The organism is Streptomyces camelliae (assembly GCF_027625935.1).
Classification (GTDB): Bacteria; Actinomycetota; Actinomycetes; order Streptomycetales; family Streptomycetaceae; genus Streptomyces; species Streptomyces camelliae.
Window position 1 is genome coordinate 2,343,254 of sequence record NZ_CP115300.1, and the last position, 15,756, is coordinate 2,359,009.

Annotated in this window: 15 protein-coding genes; 7 read left to right on the forward strand and 8 right to left on the reverse strand. The window is 71.4% G+C overall.

The genetic code is table 11. The annotated features are described in order from the left end of the window. Positions 1 to 46: 46 nt before the first annotated feature. Positions 47 to 970 (reverse strand): LLM class F420-dependent oxidoreductase, encoded by a 924-nt coding sequence (locus tag O1G22_RS10530; RefSeq protein WP_270081117.1) that lies wholly within the window; start codon positions 968 to 970, stop codon positions 47 to 49. A gap of 235 nt (positions 971 to 1,205) precedes the next feature. Here O1G22_RS10530 and O1G22_RS10535 point away from each other — a divergent pair, with 235 nt between their 5' ends. Continuing rightward, positions 1,206 to 1,352, forward strand: a complete 147-nt coding sequence (locus O1G22_RS10535; RefSeq protein ID WP_270081118.1) for a hypothetical protein — start codon at positions 1,206 to 1,208, stop codon at positions 1,350 to 1,352. A gap of 59 nt (positions 1,353 to 1,411) precedes the next feature. Here the strand turns inward: O1G22_RS10535 and O1G22_RS10540 are convergent, their stop codons facing one another. The 4 genes from O1G22_RS10540 to O1G22_RS10555 all read right to left on the reverse strand — a co-directional run bounded on the left by O1G22_RS10540 (position 1,412) and on the right by O1G22_RS10555 (position 4,204). Further along, positions 1,412 to 1,900 carry a DUF6099 family protein gene (locus O1G22_RS10540; RefSeq protein ID WP_225095505.1) on the reverse strand — a complete coding sequence of 163 codons (489 nt, stop codon included), beginning with the start codon at positions 1,898 to 1,900 and terminating at the stop codon, positions 1,412 to 1,414. Positions 1,901 to 2,066: 166 nt separating this feature from the next. Next, positions 2,067 to 2,435, reverse strand: coding sequence for a nucleotide pyrophosphohydrolase (locus O1G22_RS10545; RefSeq protein WP_270081119.1), 369 nt, complete (start codon positions 2,433 to 2,435; stop codon positions 2,067 to 2,069). Continuing rightward, complete coding sequence (locus tag O1G22_RS10550; RefSeq protein ID WP_270081120.1) at positions 2,432 to 3,682, reverse strand: AAA family ATPase; 1,251 nt, start codon at positions 3,680 to 3,682, stop codon at positions 2,432 to 2,434. Before O1G22_RS10550 ends, O1G22_RS10545 begins: the two co-directional genes overlap by 4 nt. Before the next feature lie 132 nt (positions 3,683 to 3,814). Continuing rightward, positions 3,815 to 4,204 (reverse strand): cell division protein SepF, encoded by a 390-nt coding sequence (locus O1G22_RS10555; protein WP_225095502.1) that lies wholly within the window; start codon positions 4,202 to 4,204, stop codon positions 3,815 to 3,817. A gap of 222 nt (positions 4,205 to 4,426) precedes the next feature. Here O1G22_RS10555 and O1G22_RS10560 point away from each other — a divergent pair, with 222 nt between their 5' ends. Continuing rightward, entirely contained in the window at positions 4,427 to 6,190 is a 1,764-nt protein-coding gene (locus O1G22_RS10560) for a hypothetical protein (RefSeq protein ID WP_428986344.1), read from the forward strand. 19 nt (positions 6,191 to 6,209) lie between these two features. Here the strand turns inward: O1G22_RS10560 and O1G22_RS10565 are convergent, their stop codons facing one another. Continuing rightward, entirely contained in the window at positions 6,210 to 6,725 is a 516-nt protein-coding gene (locus tag O1G22_RS10565; RefSeq protein ID WP_270081121.1) for a YceI family protein, read from the reverse strand. Between the two features lie 116 nt (positions 6,726 to 6,841). Between O1G22_RS10565 and O1G22_RS10570 the strand changes: the two genes are divergently transcribed. The 5 genes from O1G22_RS10570 (at position 6,842) to O1G22_RS10595 (ending at position 13,554) form a co-directional block, all read left to right on the forward strand. Continuing rightward, positions 6,842 to 7,342, forward strand: a complete 501-nt coding sequence (locus O1G22_RS10570) for a MarR family winged helix-turn-helix transcriptional regulator (RefSeq protein ID WP_270081122.1) — start codon at positions 6,842 to 6,844, stop codon at positions 7,340 to 7,342. 106 nt (positions 7,343 to 7,448) lie between these two features. Next, positions 7,449 to 9,254: a methylmalonyl-CoA mutase family protein gene (locus O1G22_RS10575; protein WP_270081123.1), complete on the forward strand. Its 1,806-nt coding sequence runs from the start codon at positions 7,449 to 7,451 to the stop codon at positions 9,252 to 9,254. Continuing rightward, positions 9,254 to 11,428 (forward strand): methylmalonyl-CoA mutase, encoded by a 2,175-nt coding sequence (gene scpA, locus O1G22_RS10580; protein ID WP_270081124.1) that lies wholly within the window; start codon positions 9,254 to 9,256, stop codon positions 11,426 to 11,428. The genes O1G22_RS10575 and scpA overlap by 1 nt, the downstream gene beginning before the upstream one ends. A 14-nt stretch (positions 11,429 to 11,442) precedes the next feature. Further along, entirely contained in the window at positions 11,443 to 12,483 is a 1,041-nt protein-coding gene (meaB, locus tag O1G22_RS10585; protein WP_270081125.1) for a methylmalonyl Co-A mutase-associated GTPase MeaB, read from the forward strand. A 564-nt stretch (positions 12,484 to 13,047) separates the two neighbouring features. Beyond that, positions 13,048 to 13,554, forward strand: a complete 507-nt coding sequence (locus tag O1G22_RS10595; RefSeq protein ID WP_270081126.1) for a carboxymuconolactone decarboxylase family protein — start codon at positions 13,048 to 13,050, stop codon at positions 13,552 to 13,554. 412 nt (positions 13,555 to 13,966) lie between these two features. Here the strand turns inward: O1G22_RS10595 and O1G22_RS10600 are convergent, their stop codons facing one another. After that, positions 13,967 to 14,671, reverse strand: a complete 705-nt coding sequence (locus tag O1G22_RS10600) for a Clp protease N-terminal domain-containing protein (RefSeq protein WP_270081127.1) — start codon at positions 14,669 to 14,671, stop codon at positions 13,967 to 13,969. Positions 14,672 to 14,781: 110 nt separating this feature from the next. After that, positions 14,782 to 15,492: a hypothetical protein gene (locus O1G22_RS10605; protein WP_270081128.1), complete on the reverse strand. Its 711-nt coding sequence runs from the start codon at positions 15,490 to 15,492 to the stop codon at positions 14,782 to 14,784. Positions 15,493 to 15,756 lie beyond the last annotated feature (264 nt).

Genomic DNA, 15,756 nt, shown 5'->3' on the forward strand with positions numbered 1-15,756 from the left:
GGCATCCCCGGGACCGGTGCCGGACACCGGGATGCCCTCCGGCTCCTTACGGCAGCTGCGACTGCACCTGGGCGGAGATCAGTTCCAGGTGGTCCAGGTCGGCCAGGTCCAGGATCTGCAGGTAGATCCGCCGGGAGCCGATCGCGGCGTACCGGCCGATCTTGTCGACGACCTCGGCCGGGGAGCCCGCCAGGCCGTTGGCCTTCAGCTCCTCCACCTCACGGCCGATCGCCGCGGCGCGCCGGGCGACCTCCTGGTCGTCCTTGCCGACGCAGACCACGAGTGCGTTGGAGTACGTCAGCTCGTCCGCGCGGCGGCCGGCCTCCTCGGCAGCGGCCCGCACCCGGCCGAACTGCCGCTCGCTGTCCTCGACGGAGGCGAACGGGATGTTGAACTCGTCGGCGTACTTCGCGGCCAGCCGCGGCGTGCGCGTCGCACCGTGGCCGCCGATGAGCACCGGGACCTTGCCCTGGGCGGGCTTGGGCAGCGCGGGCGACTCGGTCAGGTCGTAGTAGGTGCCGTGGAAGTCGAAGGTCTTGCCGACCTCGGTGGCCCACAGCCCGGTGACGATGGCGAGCTGCTCTTCCAGCCGGGCGAACTTCTCCTTCGGGAACGGGATGCCGTACGCCTTGTGCTCCTCCTCGAACCAGCCGGCGCCGAGGCCCAGCTCCACCCGGCCGCCGGACATCTGGTCGACCTGGGCGACCTGGATGGCGAGCACACCGGGCAGCCGGAAGGTGCCGGCCGTCATCAGTGTGCCGAGGCGGATCCGCTGGGTCTCACGGGCGAGGCCGGCCAGGGTGATCCAGGCGTCCGTGGGGCCGGGCAGGCCGTCCGTGCTGCCCATGCGGAGGTAGTGGTCGGAGCGGAAGAAGGCGTCGAAGCCGAGGTCTTCGGTGGCCTTCGCCACGGTGAGCAAGGTGTCGTAGGTGGCCCCCTGCTGGGGCTCGGTGAAGATTCGAAGGTCCATACACCCATCCTGCCTGCCGCGACCCGCGTCAACCTCGCCGGTACCGCCAGGTGCGGCGGTCCCCGGTCGGGTGAAAATCGGGGTGGGGCGCCGTGGGCGCCGCGCGGGCCAGTGACCGGCCCCGGTGATGATCGTTGGGACGTCGGAGCCGGACCGTCCGGCACCCGCGCCGGACGGTGGCCGCCGTCGCGCGTCACCGCGCCGGCCTGCCGGGCCGGAGGCCGAGGAGGCCGTAGTGTCCGAAGAGAGTGGCTCCGCCGGTCAGCCGAAGGGGCTGCTGGAGCAGATGGAAGAGCTGATGGCCGCGCTGAACGCGGATCTGTCGGAGCTGGCGGATCTGCACGCCGGTCAGAGCGGCACCGAGGAAGCCGACCTCGGCTGAGGCACCGTACTGGGGGCGGCCGCCCCCAGACCCCGCTTCGAGCCTTACGCCTCTCGTCCTCACACGCCGGAAGGGCTGTTCTCGTTCCCGCTCTCCCGTAACACCTCCTCCCGCGCGGCCAGTTTGCGCAGCATCTCCAGGACGCGGTCGCGGGACTCGTCGGCCGCGTCGATGGCCTCCATGCACTGCCAGTACGTCGTCTCGTCGGCGGCGGAACTCGCGACACCGACCAGGGCGATGCCGACCTCGCCGAGCAGACCCCCGAGGCAGAGCAGGGTCTCGCGGGCGTCGTCCAGCTCGGTGAGCTGGGCGGCGCGCAGATCGCCGGGGTCGAGTTCGGGCGGGTCGAGGACGCCGCAGCCCCGGCCCGCCAGCTCCGTCAGGCCGAGCGCCTCGCCGCGCAGCTCCGGCGGGCCGGAGACCGCGAGCCGGCTGCCGATCGCCTGGGCCAGGGACTGGGCCTGCCAGACCTCCGCCATGATTTCGCCTGCGTCCGCGCTGTTCGCCAGGGCTCGCCTGCTCGCGAGGATGAGCCGTATCGCATCCATACGTCGCCCCCGTCCCTCCACATGCTTTCTCGCACGTCCGCGTGAACTACCGTATCCACTACCCAGAGTGAGGGTGTGTGAGGCGAAAAGCCAGTGCTACACGGAAATTTGTGGACAACAATTCGGATTCGACAGGTGATTTTGCTACGGAACGTGATAACGGAGTTCAGGATTCCGGCAGTTGACCCCGCTCCCGCCCACTCTTCTCCCCGGCGACCGGAAACCGCCGCTCGTTGCGGTCGATCTTGGCGTCCAGCGCCGCCAGGGGGTCGATGCCGAGGGTCTGGCAGAACTGCAGCAGATAGGCGAGGACATCGGCGACCTCGTCCTCGACGCGGTGCGCGGTGCCGGGGTCGTCCATCACCCGTGCCGACTCCTCCGGGGTCAGCCACTGGAAGATCTCGACCAGTTCGGAGGCCTCCACCGAGAGGGCGGCGACGAGGTTCTTGGGGGTGTGGTAGGGCTGCCAGTTCCGCGCGGCGGCGAACTCGGCGAGCCTGCGCTGGAGCCGGGCGAGGTCAGGGGGTTGTGTCACGGTCCAGGTGTATCACCGCGGCTCTCCCGGTCCAGGTGCACCACGGTCACCCCGTCGGCCCCGGTGGCCCATGAGCCGTCGCTCACCGCGCCCAGGCACCGGATGTGCCCGCGCTCGCCCATCCGCGCCGCCGTCCGCAGCAGTGCGAGACGCTGTGCCGGGTCCAGGCCGCGGTCGAAGCCGTCGGCGAGGACGGTGAGGCTGCGCAGCGCGTCGGGCACTTCGCCGGGGGCGTCCAGGTCCAGCACGCCGGGGCCGGTCAGCAGCACCAACGTCAGGGCCAGATAGCGCAGTTCGCCGTCGCCGAGCCGGGCGAGCTCGGTGCGGAAGCCGTCTCCGTGGTCGAGCAGCGCCCGTACCGTGCCGTCGGACAGCGGCTCGGCGACCAGATCGGTCACCGGACCGGCGCAGCCCGCGCGCAGCGCCTCGACCAGCAGGCCGTGCCGGCGGGCGCACTCGGCGCGGGTGCGCCACAGCACGTCGGCGAGGTTGTCGCAGCCCTGCAGCAGCCGGCCGGAGCCGGTGGGGACGGGGGTGCGCATGTACTCGGGGCGGGGATCGCAGGGGAAGACGGAGCGCAGGGCGACCACCATCTGCTCGGCCGCGGCGAGTACCTGCCGCTGCCCGTCCGTCTTGCCGGCCACGCGCAGGGGCAGCAGGGCGGTGCCGAGGCGGTCGTCGGGCAGCGGGGCGCGGGTCACCGGGGCGGAGCCCGCGGTGTGCCAGGCGGCCTGGACGGTCCGGCGGGACGGGTCGCGCAGAGCGGTCTGCAGCAGGACGACACCGCCCGCGGTCAGCCGCTCCCCCGCGATCCTGAGGGCGGGTTCGGCCTGTACGGCGATGTCGAGCCGGACGGGTCCCTCGACGCCGTCGGCCGTACAGCCGATCCGGAAGCCGCGCCGGCCTCCGGCGTCGGGGCGCGCCCGCTGCGGCACACAGGCGAGCGGGTCCGGGAACGCCTGGGCGAGCGGGGCGCCGCTGCCGAGCCGGGCGAGCGCCTCGTACGCCATGAGCGCGGTCGTCTTCCCCGTGCCGCTGGGTCCCGCGAACAGGGTGACGGGCCCGAGCGGGAACCCGGCCCGCCGGTGCCCGGCGAACGCCGACAGCCGTAACTCGGTGATCCGGGCCCGCACATCGAGGCCGCCGCCGGGCGCACGGGCGTCGCCGGACACACGGGACTGCGCGGGGACGGTCCCGCCGGACGCGGCGGCCGCCGGAGGCTCGGCGGAGACGGAAGACACGGCCATGTGCGGACGGTAGAACTCCGCCGCCCCGCCGAACCGTTTTGCCCTGCGGACCTTCCTACGATCGGGGGACGTCCGCCGGGTGACGTGCCGTCGGCCGGGGGACTCGGCGTGCGGGCGGGGTCTCGGCGGGGCTCAGCCCTCCGAGACCCCCGCCCCTTCCATCAGCCCGCTGACCTCGGTTCCGGGCGGGGTGAGCAGGAACACGTTCCGGTCGACGCGGTGCATGCCGCTGCCCAGGCCGAAGACGACGCCCGTGCTGAAGTCGAGGACGCGCTTGGCGACCTCGGTCTCCGCGCCGGACAGGTCGAGCAGGACCGGCGCACCGGCCATCAGGGTCTCGGCGACCTCGCGGGCGTCCGCGAAGACGTTGACACGCAGGACCACGAACCGGCGCCGGGTCTCGGTCTCGGCGTCCGGCAGCGCGCGGTGGTCCACCGCGGACGGCCAGGCGTCCCGGCCCCGCAGCGGCACGACCTGGGCGAGCCCTTCCCACTGTTCATCGGTGACGTCGTAACGGCTCACCGGCTCCCCCCGACCTGACTCGCACTCAATGCCTGCACCGGTCAATTCTTACGCCAAGTCACCCGTTCGGCCCAACAACGACACGGTCTGCGACCGATCCGGTGACCCACGACTGCCCGACCTGGGCTGTATGTGCGATTACGCCCGCCGATCACCTCTGCCTCATCGAAGTTTTCACATGCGTCCATCTGGCGCTCATGTGCCGCCGGTACCGTCCGGCCCGTGCACTTGGCAGAAACACCGCAGGTGACACCCGGCTGGCGGACGCAGTCGGCGGTGTCCGCCGCTCCGGGACCACGCGCCGATGCCCCCGGGGCGCCCGCGCAGTGGCATCGCGTACTGACCCTGCTCGCCGACGTCAGCCTGTTCATCGGCACCCGGACGGTGTGGACCCAGGCAGCCACGCACCGGCTGGTCCTCGCGGCCGTCATCTCCGTCTGCTACGCCGCGATCCTGGTGACCGGCGTGCTCGCGCTCACGGTCCGCCGGGCGCGCTCGCTCGCCCGCCTCGACCTGGTGGTCCTGGTGACGGCGATCGCACTCGTCCTGTGCACATGGGCGCTCAACCACGCCGGCGGCGACGAGGCGGTCCTGAGCACCCAGGCCGCGCGCGAGATCATGAACGGCCATCAGGTGTACGACAACCCCTGGCCGTGGCTGTTCCGCGACCCGAGCGTCGCGCTGACGCCGACGACAGACGGCGGGTACGACTTCACGTACGGCTATCCGCCGCTGACCCCGCTGCTCATCCTGCCGTTCCTCTGGGTGGGCCACGGCGGCATCCCGGCGACAGCGGCGGTGACCGTCGTGCTGGTCGTGGGCGCGGTCCTGATGTGGCGGCTGCTGCCGGTGCCGTGGCGCTCGGCGGCCACGATGGTCCTCCTGGGGTTCGGCTTCCTGCCGATGTACGCCCGCCAGGGCTATCCCGCGATCGTCGGCCTGGTCCTGCTGGTGCCGGTGGTCGTGCGCTGGCCACGGCTCGGCGCCGGGGGCCGGCTGGGCGCCTCGGGGATCGCCCGGGCCGCGTGTCTCGGCGCGGCGTGCGCGGCTCAGCAACTGCCGTGGTTCGTGACCCCGTTCCTGCTGGCCGGCATCTACGCCGTGCGCCGGGGCGAGCTGGGCGGGCGGGAGGCGGCGCGTGTGGTGCTGCGGATCACGGGGATCGCGGTCCTCACCTGGCTGCTGATCAACGCGTACTTGATCGTGACGGAGCCCGGTCCCTGGATCCGGGGCATCGCCCTGCCGCTGACCCAGGGCGCGGTGCTGCACGGGCAGGGCCTGGTCGGCATCTCCCTGTATTTCACCCACGGCAGCGACCGGCTCGACTGGTACGGCCACGCGAGCATGCTGCTCGCCGCGGCTCTGCTGGCGCTGTTCGTGCTGTTCGTGCGGCGGCTCGGCCCGGCCGCGACCGTGCTGCCCTGGCTGGCCTTCTACCTGGCGACCCGCTCGCAGGACGGCTACTACCTGTTGATGACGCCGCTGTGGCTCGCGGCGGCGATCACCACGCCCCTGGCGGAGTTCTCGGGCGCGTGGCAGCCGCGGCCGCGGTGGCTGACGGGCCCGCGCCGCAAGCAGGCCCTGGCCGCGGCCGTGGTCGTGCTGGTGCTGCCCGCGCTGGTCAGCGCGACCCTGGCGGTGACCGGCAGGCCGCCGCTGCGCATGGGCATCGCGAAGGCCCGGCACGACTCGGCGCACTCGCTGTCGGCGCTGACCCTGCAGGTCACCAACTCCGGCGGCAGCGCGCTCACTCCGCACTACATGCTCACGACGGGCCAGGGCATGAGCAAGTGGTGGTCGCTCACGCACGGCCCGGCCACGATCCCCGCGCACAGCACGGCGACCGTCGTCCTGCGGGCGCCCGACGGCAGCTTCCCGCTGCCCCCGAAGGACAGCACCCGCTTCCGGCTGCGCGCCTTCACGGCGACTCCGCAGACGCTCTCCACCAAGGACGTGACACGGGCCGAGCTGGGCCTGAAGGGCTGAGTCGGGCTTCCCGGGAGCCTCAGGCCGGCGTCCGCGTGAAGCGCAGCGTGGCCGTCACCGTGGTCAGGCCGCGCATCATGCCGAGCTGGTTCCAGCCCATGCCGAACTGCTCGCGGTCCACGGCGAACTCGGCCTCCAGGGTGACCCCGTCGCCCGCCGCCGAGGCCAGGCGCGCGGTGAAGGTCTGCGGCCGGCTGATGCCCCGTACGGTCAGCTGACCGGTGACCCGCACGCCGTCGGCGTCGAGGCGGTCGGCGCCGCGGACGGCGAAGGTGATCTCCGGGTGCCGGTCGGTGTCGAAGAAGTCCGCCGAGCGCAGGTGGGTGTCCCGCTTGGTGTGCTTGGTGTCCAGGGAGGCGGCGTCCAGGGTCACGGTGCCGCTGGCCGAGCCGTCGGGGTGCACCTCGCCCCCGCCGCTGATCGCGGTGAACGCGCCCTTCACGGTGACCAGGCCCCACATGGTTTTGTGCCGCAGCGCCACGGTGGACGCGCTGGGGTCGAGCTGCCAGGTACCGGTTTCCACGGCGACGGTCATGATCGTGCTCCCGACTTGTGATTCAAATTTGGACAACTGCCGAACCCCACGCTAGCCGCTCATCCAATTTTGAACAACCCAGTCGTCCAAATTTGCACAACAGGTAGACTTCCTCCATGACAGCCGGCGACGCACCCCTCTCCGACCAGCCCGCATGTCCCTCGGCCGAGAGCGGTGAGCGGCTGCTCCCGGACGAGCTGCGCGCGTGGATGGTGCTGCTGGCGGCGACCGGCGCGGTGGAGCAGCGGATGCGTACGGTCGTGAAGGAGACCCTCGACGTCTCCCACGACGAGTTCCTGATCCTGTGCCTGCTGGCCGAACGGCCGCGCACCGGACTGCGCATGACCCAGGTCGCCGACCTCCTCGGCCGCCCCAAGACCCGGCTCACCTACCAGATCGCCTGCCTCCAGCGGTCCGGTCTGGTCAGCCGCCGCTCCGTGTGCGGCGACAAGCGGGGCGTGGAGGTCGCCCTCACCGACAAGGCGCGCGAGCTGCTGCGCGAGACGTCCACCCTGCTCGCCGGGACCGTCCGGCAGGCCCTCGCCGACTCGATGGGCACCGAGCAGCGCGCGGCGATGTGCGCGCTCGTACCGGACGTAGCGGACACAGAGGACTGAAAAGTCGTCGACTGCCGAACGAGAGGCGCAGGTCACAGGTCTAAGGAGGGAAACCTCACAGCCCGCACTTCACCCTCACTTGAGCCCCCTGCCCTAGCATCCGAGCATGACGGTCCTGCCTGACGACGGGCTCTCACTGGCCGCCGAGTTCCCTGACGCGACGCACGAGCAGTGGCAACGCCTGGTCGAGGGCGTACTGCGCAAGTCGGGCAAGGAAGTCTCGGGCACGGCAGCTGAGGACGCCCTGTCCACGACGCTGGAGGACGGGCTGCGCACCCGGCCCCTCTACACCGCGCGCGATGCCGCGCCCGACGCCGGCCTGCCCGGCTTCGCCCCGTATGTGCGCGGCGGCCGCCCCGAGGGCAGCATCGCCGGCGGCTGGGACGTACGGCAGCGGCACGCGGCACCCGTCGACACAGCGGCCGCCGTGCTGACCGACCTGGAGAACGGCGGCACCTCCCTGTGGCTGGTGCTCGGCGAGGGCGGCTTCCCGGTCGCCGACCTGCCCCGCGCCCTCGACGGTGTCTACCTCGACCTGGCGCCGGTCGTCCTCGACGCGGGCCGCGACACCGAGGCCGCCGCCGAGGCACTGCTGGCGCTGTACGCCGAGAAGGGCGTGGCCTGCGAGGCCGTACGCGGCAACCTGGGCGGCGACCCGCTCGGCTACGAGGCCCGCACCGGTACCGCCCTCGGCTTCGCGCCGTACGCCGCCCTGGCCGCGCGCTGCGCCGAGCGGTACCCGGGCCTGCGCGCCCTCACCGTCGACGCGCTCCCGTACCACGAGGCGGGCGGCTCGGCCGCGCAGGAGCTGGGCACCTCCCTCGCCACCGGCGTGGCCTACCTCCGCGAGCTGACCGAGGCCGGCCTCGGCGTCGAACAGGCCGCCGCCCAGCTGGAGTTCCGCTACGCGGCCACCGCCGACCAGTTCCTGACCATCGCCAAGCTGCGCGCCGCGCGCCGGCTGTGGGCCCGGGTCGCGGAAGTCTGCGGCGCGCCCGGCGCCCAGGTGCAGCACGTGGTGACCTCGCCGGTGATGATGAGCCGCCGCGACCCCTGGGTGAACATGCTCCGCACGACGGTCGCGACACTGGCCGCCGGGGTGGGCGGCGCCGACTCCGTCACCGTGCTGCCGTTCGACCACGCGCTCGGCCTGCCCGACGCGTTCGCCCGCCGTATCGCCCGCAACACGTCGACCATCCTGGTGGAGGAGTCGCATCTGGCCCGGGTCATCGACCCGGCGGGCGGTTCCTGGTACGTCGAGACGCTGACCGACGAACTCGCCCGGTCCGCCTGGGAGTTCTTCCGGTCGATCGAGCGCGACGGCGGCCAGGCGGCCGTGCTGCGCTCCGGCCGGCTGCGCACCGACCTCGCGACGACCTGGGCGGAGCGTTCCAAGAAGCTCGCCAGGCGCCGCGAACCCATCACCGGCGTCAGTGAGTTCCCGCTGCTGTCGGAGAAGCCCGTGGAGCGCGCGCCCGCGCCCGAGCCGCCGTCCGGCGGACTGCCCCGGGTGCGCCGCGACGAGGCGTACGAGGAGCTGCGCGCCCGCTCCGACGCCCACTTCGCGACGACCGGCGCCCGCCCCCGGATCTACCTCGCCACCCTCGGCCCGGCCGCCGAGTACACCGCGCGCGCGACCTTCGCCGCCAACCTCTTCCAGGCGGGCGGCATCGAGCCGGTCACCGAGGGAAGCTTCGAGGAGAGCGGCGCCACCGAGGCCGTACTGTGCGCCGGCGACGGCCGGTACGCCGAACAGGCCGAGCAGACCGCCGCGTCGCTGCGCGCGGCCGGCGCCCGGCAGGTGTTCCTCGCCGGCCGGGGCGACTACGCCGGCATCGACGCGTATGTCTTCACGGGCTGCGACGCCGTGGACATCCTGTCCTCGACCCTCGACCGCATGGGAGTGTCCTGATGGGAATCCCCGACTTCTCCGGCATCGAGCTGGGCACCCCGGCCGCCGACGGCAGCGCCGAGGAGTGGCAGGCGGCCGTCGAGCGGGCGGCCGGCGGCGAAGCGCCGCTGTGGGAGACCCCGGAGGGCATCGGGGTCAAGCCGCTCTACACCGGCCGTGACCTGGAGGGCCTGGACTTCCTGGGCACCTACCCGGGCATGGCGCCGTATCTGCGCGGCCCGTACCCGACGATGTACGTCAACCAGCCCTGGACGATCCGCCAGTACGCGGGCTTCTCCACCGCCGAGGAGTCCAACGCGTTCTACCGGCGCAACCTGGCGGCCGGTCAGAAGGGCCTGTCCGTCGCCTTCGACCTGCCCACGCACCGGGGTTACGACAGCGACCACCCGCGCGTGACCGGTGACGTCGGCATGGCGGGCGTGGCCATCGACTCGATTCTCGACATGCGCCGGCTCTTCGACGGCATCCCGCTGGACCGGATGACGGTGTCGATGACGATGAACGGCGCCGTGCTGCCGGTGCTGGCGCTGTACATCGTGGCGGCGGAGGAACAGGGCGTACCGCCCGAGAAGCTGGCCGGGACCATCCAGAACGACATCCTCAAGGAGTTCATGGTCCGCAACACCTACATCTATCCGCCGAAGCCGTCGATGCGGATCATCTCCGACATCTTCGCGTACACCTCGCAGCGGATGCCCCGCTACAACTCCATCTCCATCTCCGGCTACCACATCCAGGAGGCGGGCGCGACGGCCGACCTGGAGCTGGCGTACACCCTCGCGGACGGCGTGGAGTACATCCGCGCGGGACGTGAGGCGGGCCTGGACGTGGACGCGTTCGCCCCGCGCCTGTCCTTCTTCTGGGCGATCGGCATGAACTTCTTCATGGAGATCGCCAAGCTCCGCGCGGCCCGGCTGCTGTGGGCCAAGCTGGTGTCGCAGTTCGACCCGAAGAACACCAAGTCCCTCTCGCTGCGCACCCATTCCCAGACCTCGGGCTGGTCGCTGACCGCGCAGGACGTGTTCAACAACGTCACGCGTACGGCCGTGGAGGCGATGGCGGCGACCCAGGGTCACACCCAGTCGCTGCACACCAACGCCCTGGACGAGGCCCTCGCCCTGCCGACGGACTTCTCCGCGCGCATCGCCCGCAACACCCAGCTGCTCATCCAGCAGGAGTCGGGCACGACCCGGGTCATCGACCCCTGGGGCGGCAGCGCGTACGTCGAACGGCTCACCTACGACCTCGCCCGCAAGGCCTGGCAGCACATCCAGGAGGTCGAGCAGGCGGGCGGCATGGCCCAGGCCATCGACGCGGGCATCCCGAAGCTCCGCGTCGAGGAGGCCGCGGCCCGCACCCAGGCCCGCATCGACTCCGGCCGCCAGCCGGTGATCGGCGTGAACAAGTACCGGGTCGCGAACGACGAGCAGATCGAGGTCCTCAAGGTCGACAACTCGGCCGTACGCGCCCAGCAGATCGAGAAGCTGCGCCGGCTGCGGGCGGAACGGGACGAGACGGCCTGCCAGGACGCGCTCGACGCCCTCACCCGGGCCGCCGAGGGCACCGGAAACCTGCTGGAACTGGCCGTGCGCGCGGCCCGCGCCAAGGCGACGGTCGGCGAGATCTCGGACGCTCTGGAGAAGGTGTACGGCCGGCACGCGAGCCAGATCCGTACGATCTCCGGGGTGTACCGCAACGAAGCAGGCGAGTCCCCGAACGTCGACCGCACCCGTGCCCTGGTGGACGCCTTCGAGGAGGCCGAGGGGCGGCGGCCGCGCATCCTGGTCGCCAAGATGGGCCAGGACGGCCACGACCGCGGCCAGAAGGTGATCGCGACCGCCTTCGCCGACCTCGGCTTCGACGTCGACGTCGGCCCGCTGTTCCAGACGCCGGAGGAGGTCGCCCGCCAGGCGGTCGAGGCCGACGTCCACGTGGTCGGGGTGTCCTCCCTGGCGGCCGGCCACCTGACCCTGGTCCCGGCGCTGCGGGAGAAGCTGGCGGAGGAAGGCCGCGAGGACATCACGGTCGTCGTCGGCGGAGTGATCCCGCCGCAGGACGTGCCGACGCTGCTGGAGATGGGCGCGGCGGCCGTATTCGGGCCCGGGACGGTGATCCCGGACGCGGCGTACGACCTGGTGAAGCGGCTGTCGGCCGACCTGGGCCACGAGCTGTAGCGGAGGCTCTCGGGGTGGCATCGATCGATCTCGACACGTATGTGAAGGGCGTGCTGGACGGCAGGCGGGCACTGGTGGCCCGCGCCATCACCCTGGTGGAGTCCACTCGCCCCCAACACCGCGTCCTGGCACAGCAGTTGCTGACGCAGCTCCTGCCGCACAGCGGCCGGGCACGCCGGATCGGTGTGAGCGGGGTGCCGGGTGTCGGCAAGTCGACGTTCATCGACGCGTTCGGCACGATGCTGACGTCACTGGGCCACCGGGTCGCGGTCCTCGCGGTCGACCCTTCCTCGACCCGCACGGGCGGCTCCATCCTGGGGGACAAGACCAGAATGGAGCGCCTGTCGGTGGACCCGGCAGCCTTCGTCCGCCCCTCCCCCAGCGCGGGCACACTGGGCGGGGTCGCGAAGGCCACCCGGGAGTCGATGGTCGTGATGGAGGCGGCCGGCTACGACGTGATCCTCGTGGAGACGGTGGGTGTGGGCCAGTCGGAGACCACGGTCGCGGACATGGTCGACACCTTCCTGCTCCTGACCCTCGCCCGCACCGGCGACCAGCTCCAGGGCATCAAGAAGGGCGTCCTGGAACTGGCCGACGTCATCGCCGTCAACAAGGCGGACGGACCCCACGAGCGGGACGCGCGGGCAGCCGCGCGGGAGTTGACCGGCGCCCTGCGCCTGATGCACGGCAAGGACGCTTTCTGGACCCCGCCGGTCCTGCACTGCAGCGCCCGCGAGTCCACGGGTCTGGACACGGTGTGGGAACGCCTGGAGCAGCACCGGACCCTGCTGGACTCCACCGGCCGCCTCACCGCCAAGCGCCGCGACCAGCAGGTGGAGTGGACCTGGTCGATGGTCCGCGACGAACTCCTCGGCCGCCTGCACGCGGCTCCGGCGGTACGGGCGGCTGCGCCGGGCCTGGAACAGCGGGTCAGGGAGGGCACGTTGACGGCAACCCTGGCGGCGGAACGGATCCTGGCCGCGTTCGAGGGGGGTACGGAGGGTTCGGCGGGATCGGCGGGATCGGCGGGATCGGCGGGATCGGCGAACTCCTGAGGACGTCATGGGATCCGGCCCTGCTGGACGCGATGGACGCCGAACACGTCGGCATCGCCCCGCTCGTCGACACCATCGACGCCGTGATGGCCGACCTGGAGCACGGACCCGAACGCGTAGCGGCCGTGGTCGACGTGCCGGCGGACCGGCGATGGTCCGTCGGTGAGGTGCGCGGCGTCAGGGCCGTGAGCGGGGTCTGGACCTCGCCGGCGCCTTCGAGGCGGGTGAACCGCAAGAACATGGCGGCCGGGGCAGGAAGCCTCGGCAGGTGTCGAAGAGGACGGGCCCGTAGAGGCCCGAGCCCGCGCCGAGGTCGGTGACGGCGGTTCGGAGGCCGTGGTCTCCAGACGACCGGTGCCGCCGCCGTTGACGGACTCCGGCGGCGCCGCCCGTCGTACGGCCGAGATCACGGCCTCAGGCCTGCGCCGGAGTTCGTGCCGCCCTCTTGTCCCGGAACGCACCGCCCTGACCAGGCCCGGAGCGTGCCGGGAAAGAATTTTTCCGGGTGCCTGTCACATCCTGGTGAGCCGGTTCGTCAGTGCGGTGAAGTTGTTGATCAGGTTGATGCGAAGGAGTGCAGTCGTGACGGACACCTCGATCTCCCGGATGCCGAACCCGGCCGAGTTCGTACCCGAGCTGAACGACATCAGCGCCGCTCTGTTCAGGGCCACCGGCAACCGCTCGGTGCCGCGCACCACGATGAGCCTTGTCCACCTGCGTGCTGGGCAGATCGTCGGCAACACCTATCTGACGATCCTGAACACCGGCTTCCTGCGAAAGGCCGGGGTGTCCGAGGAGCGCATCACCGCCGTCTCGTCCTGGCAGGACGCCTCGTACTTCAGCGACGCCGAACGTGCCGCCCTGGCCTTGGTGGAGGCCACCCTCCAGCCCGCGCCGCAGGGCAAGGAGCGCGTCTCCGACGAACTGTACGCCGAGGTCGCGAAGCACTACGACGAGAAGGCGCTGGCCACCCTCACCATCGCGATCGGCCAGATCAGCTTCTTCATCGCCCTGGCCGTCATCGGCAAGCCGCAGCCGGTCAGCTCTCTCGCCGACCAGCAGTGGGACTGACCTGATCCTTCCAGGAGCGCGGCTGCGGCATCGCTCATCTCCGCTCCCCCTCCGTATGGGCATCCCAAAACGCTGTAGCAGTCGACGAGTTGAGGCTCTGCCGATTTGACAGCGTCCGGCCGCAGCCCCAACCTAATGCTCATGGCACCCATTTTCAATACAGGAAGTGGGCGGCAAGACGACCCTGTCGGCCCTCTTCTCCCGTCACCTGGCGCGCTCAGGCGCGCCGGTCGTCGCGATCGACGGGGTGGTGCGCAGCACTGCTGAACCGCAACGCGGTCACCGGACAGGGCGCCCTGCCCGGTGCACCGGCCTGACGTTCGTCGGCCATCACCGGGCACCGCAAGGCTTTTGGCGATGGCGGGTGGCAAGCCTGTGGCGGTTCGGTCCTGCGCGGCGACTGATCGTTTCGTTACTGCTCGTCGCGCACGGCGAGCCGTTCGGCGATCGCGGTCTTGACCGTCTCATGCAGCTCGTCCGACGTGAAGCCGAGGTTGCGCAGGATCTGCGCGGCCGGGCTTTCCTCGACCCGGATCAGACCCAGCAGCGTGTGTTCCGTGCCGACCCAGTCGTGACCGAGGTCGGCCGACGCGCGGCGCGCCAGCTCGATGGCCTCCTTGCTCTCCGGACGGAACGCGATGTGACCCCGCAGCGCCTTCTCCCCGGCCGGCGGCATCGCTTCCTCGATCGCGTCACGGACGCGTTGCTCCGACTCGGCTTTCGCCACCAGCACCTCGTACGCCAGGCCCCGCGGTTCGCCGAGCAGGCCGAGCAGCATGTGTTCGGTGCCGATGAAGTCGTGCTTGTGGGTTCGGGCGGCCTCCTGCGCCAGCACGATGCTGTGCCGGTTCAGGTTGGTGAACCGCTCGAACGCGGCGGGCGCGTGGCGTTGCTGGGCGGCCTGTTTGGACACCCCGATGGCGTCGCCGATCTCGGTCCATGACGCGCCGCTCCGCTTGGCCTTGCTGACGTAGTGATCGATGAGCTGGTCACCGAGGTCGGACAGCGTCTGGGCGCGAAGTCGCGCCTCGCTGATGCGGGCCAGTTCGTCGGCGCCGGGAAGTTCCTCGTCGAGACGGGCGATCAGATCTGCGAGGTTGATGTCGAGTGGGCTCATGCGTCAATCGTAAATTGACGACCCCTCGGCGTCAACTTGTAATTGACGATTGTTTCTGTCGCCGGCCCCCGCACTGACCTGCTGCGGCTGGACACGGGCGGCGGGAACGGTCACCTGATCGGCCTCACCATCTCGGAGCGGATCCGGAGCGTGGTCCTGGCCTCGTTCTTCAGGTCGACGTTCATCGCGGTGTCGAGGGTCATGTACGCCACCCGGGCCCAGGTGTTGCCGTCCACCCAGACGCAGACCGGGTAGGTGAGCTTCGTCCCGTCGCCCCAGGTCCGGGTCAGCACCTCGCAGTCGACCCTGACACGGGAGCCGGACGGGGTGACGTCCTGCGGGGGCACGAGCACCTTCACCTGGGTGGCGCGGGCGCGGTTGGCCGCCAGCACGCGGGCGCGCACCCCGGCGGTGTTCCTGAACCGGCCGTACATGGCGGTCACGGTGAGCTCGCCCCGGTCGCCGCTGACCGGGCGGTACCTCGCGACGAGACCGTGGACGGCCTCGGCATCCCAGCTGTGCCTCCAACTCCTCTCCATCGCCCTGCCCAGGGTCGCGGACTCGTCCCTGGTCAGCTCGTCATCGCCGTCGAGCACTGTCCTGGGCACGGTCAAGGCGTACTCGGCCCGCGGAAAGCCGCTCTCGATCTTCTTTCCGACCAGTACCAGCGTCGTCAGGAGAGCCACGATCAGGAGGAAGACCCCGCCGATGATCCCGACCATGAGGCCGACCCGGCTCTTCTCCGGAGGGGCCGGGAGCGGGGCGCCCCAGGGGGAGAGGGGCGTCTGATACGGCGACTGCGGCGCCGGAGGCATGGACACGCCAGAACGGTACTCGACGCCGACGAGAACGATGCGGAGCCCTCCGGCGGCTGTCATCCGTCCCCCGCCCAGGCGGCACGGCGTAGCCGTTCGTGCTTGAAGACACTCGGCAGTGCCGTGCCATGCCGTGCCCGTAGTCGCCGCCCGAGCTGCTCGACATCGACCCCCTAGCGCCTCGCCCCCTCAACTCGCGCTGTGCTCCGGTGCGGGTCCAGGCGGCCCGGAGCGCGCGGCCGGACGGGCCCATTAGGCTGGGGCGTCCCA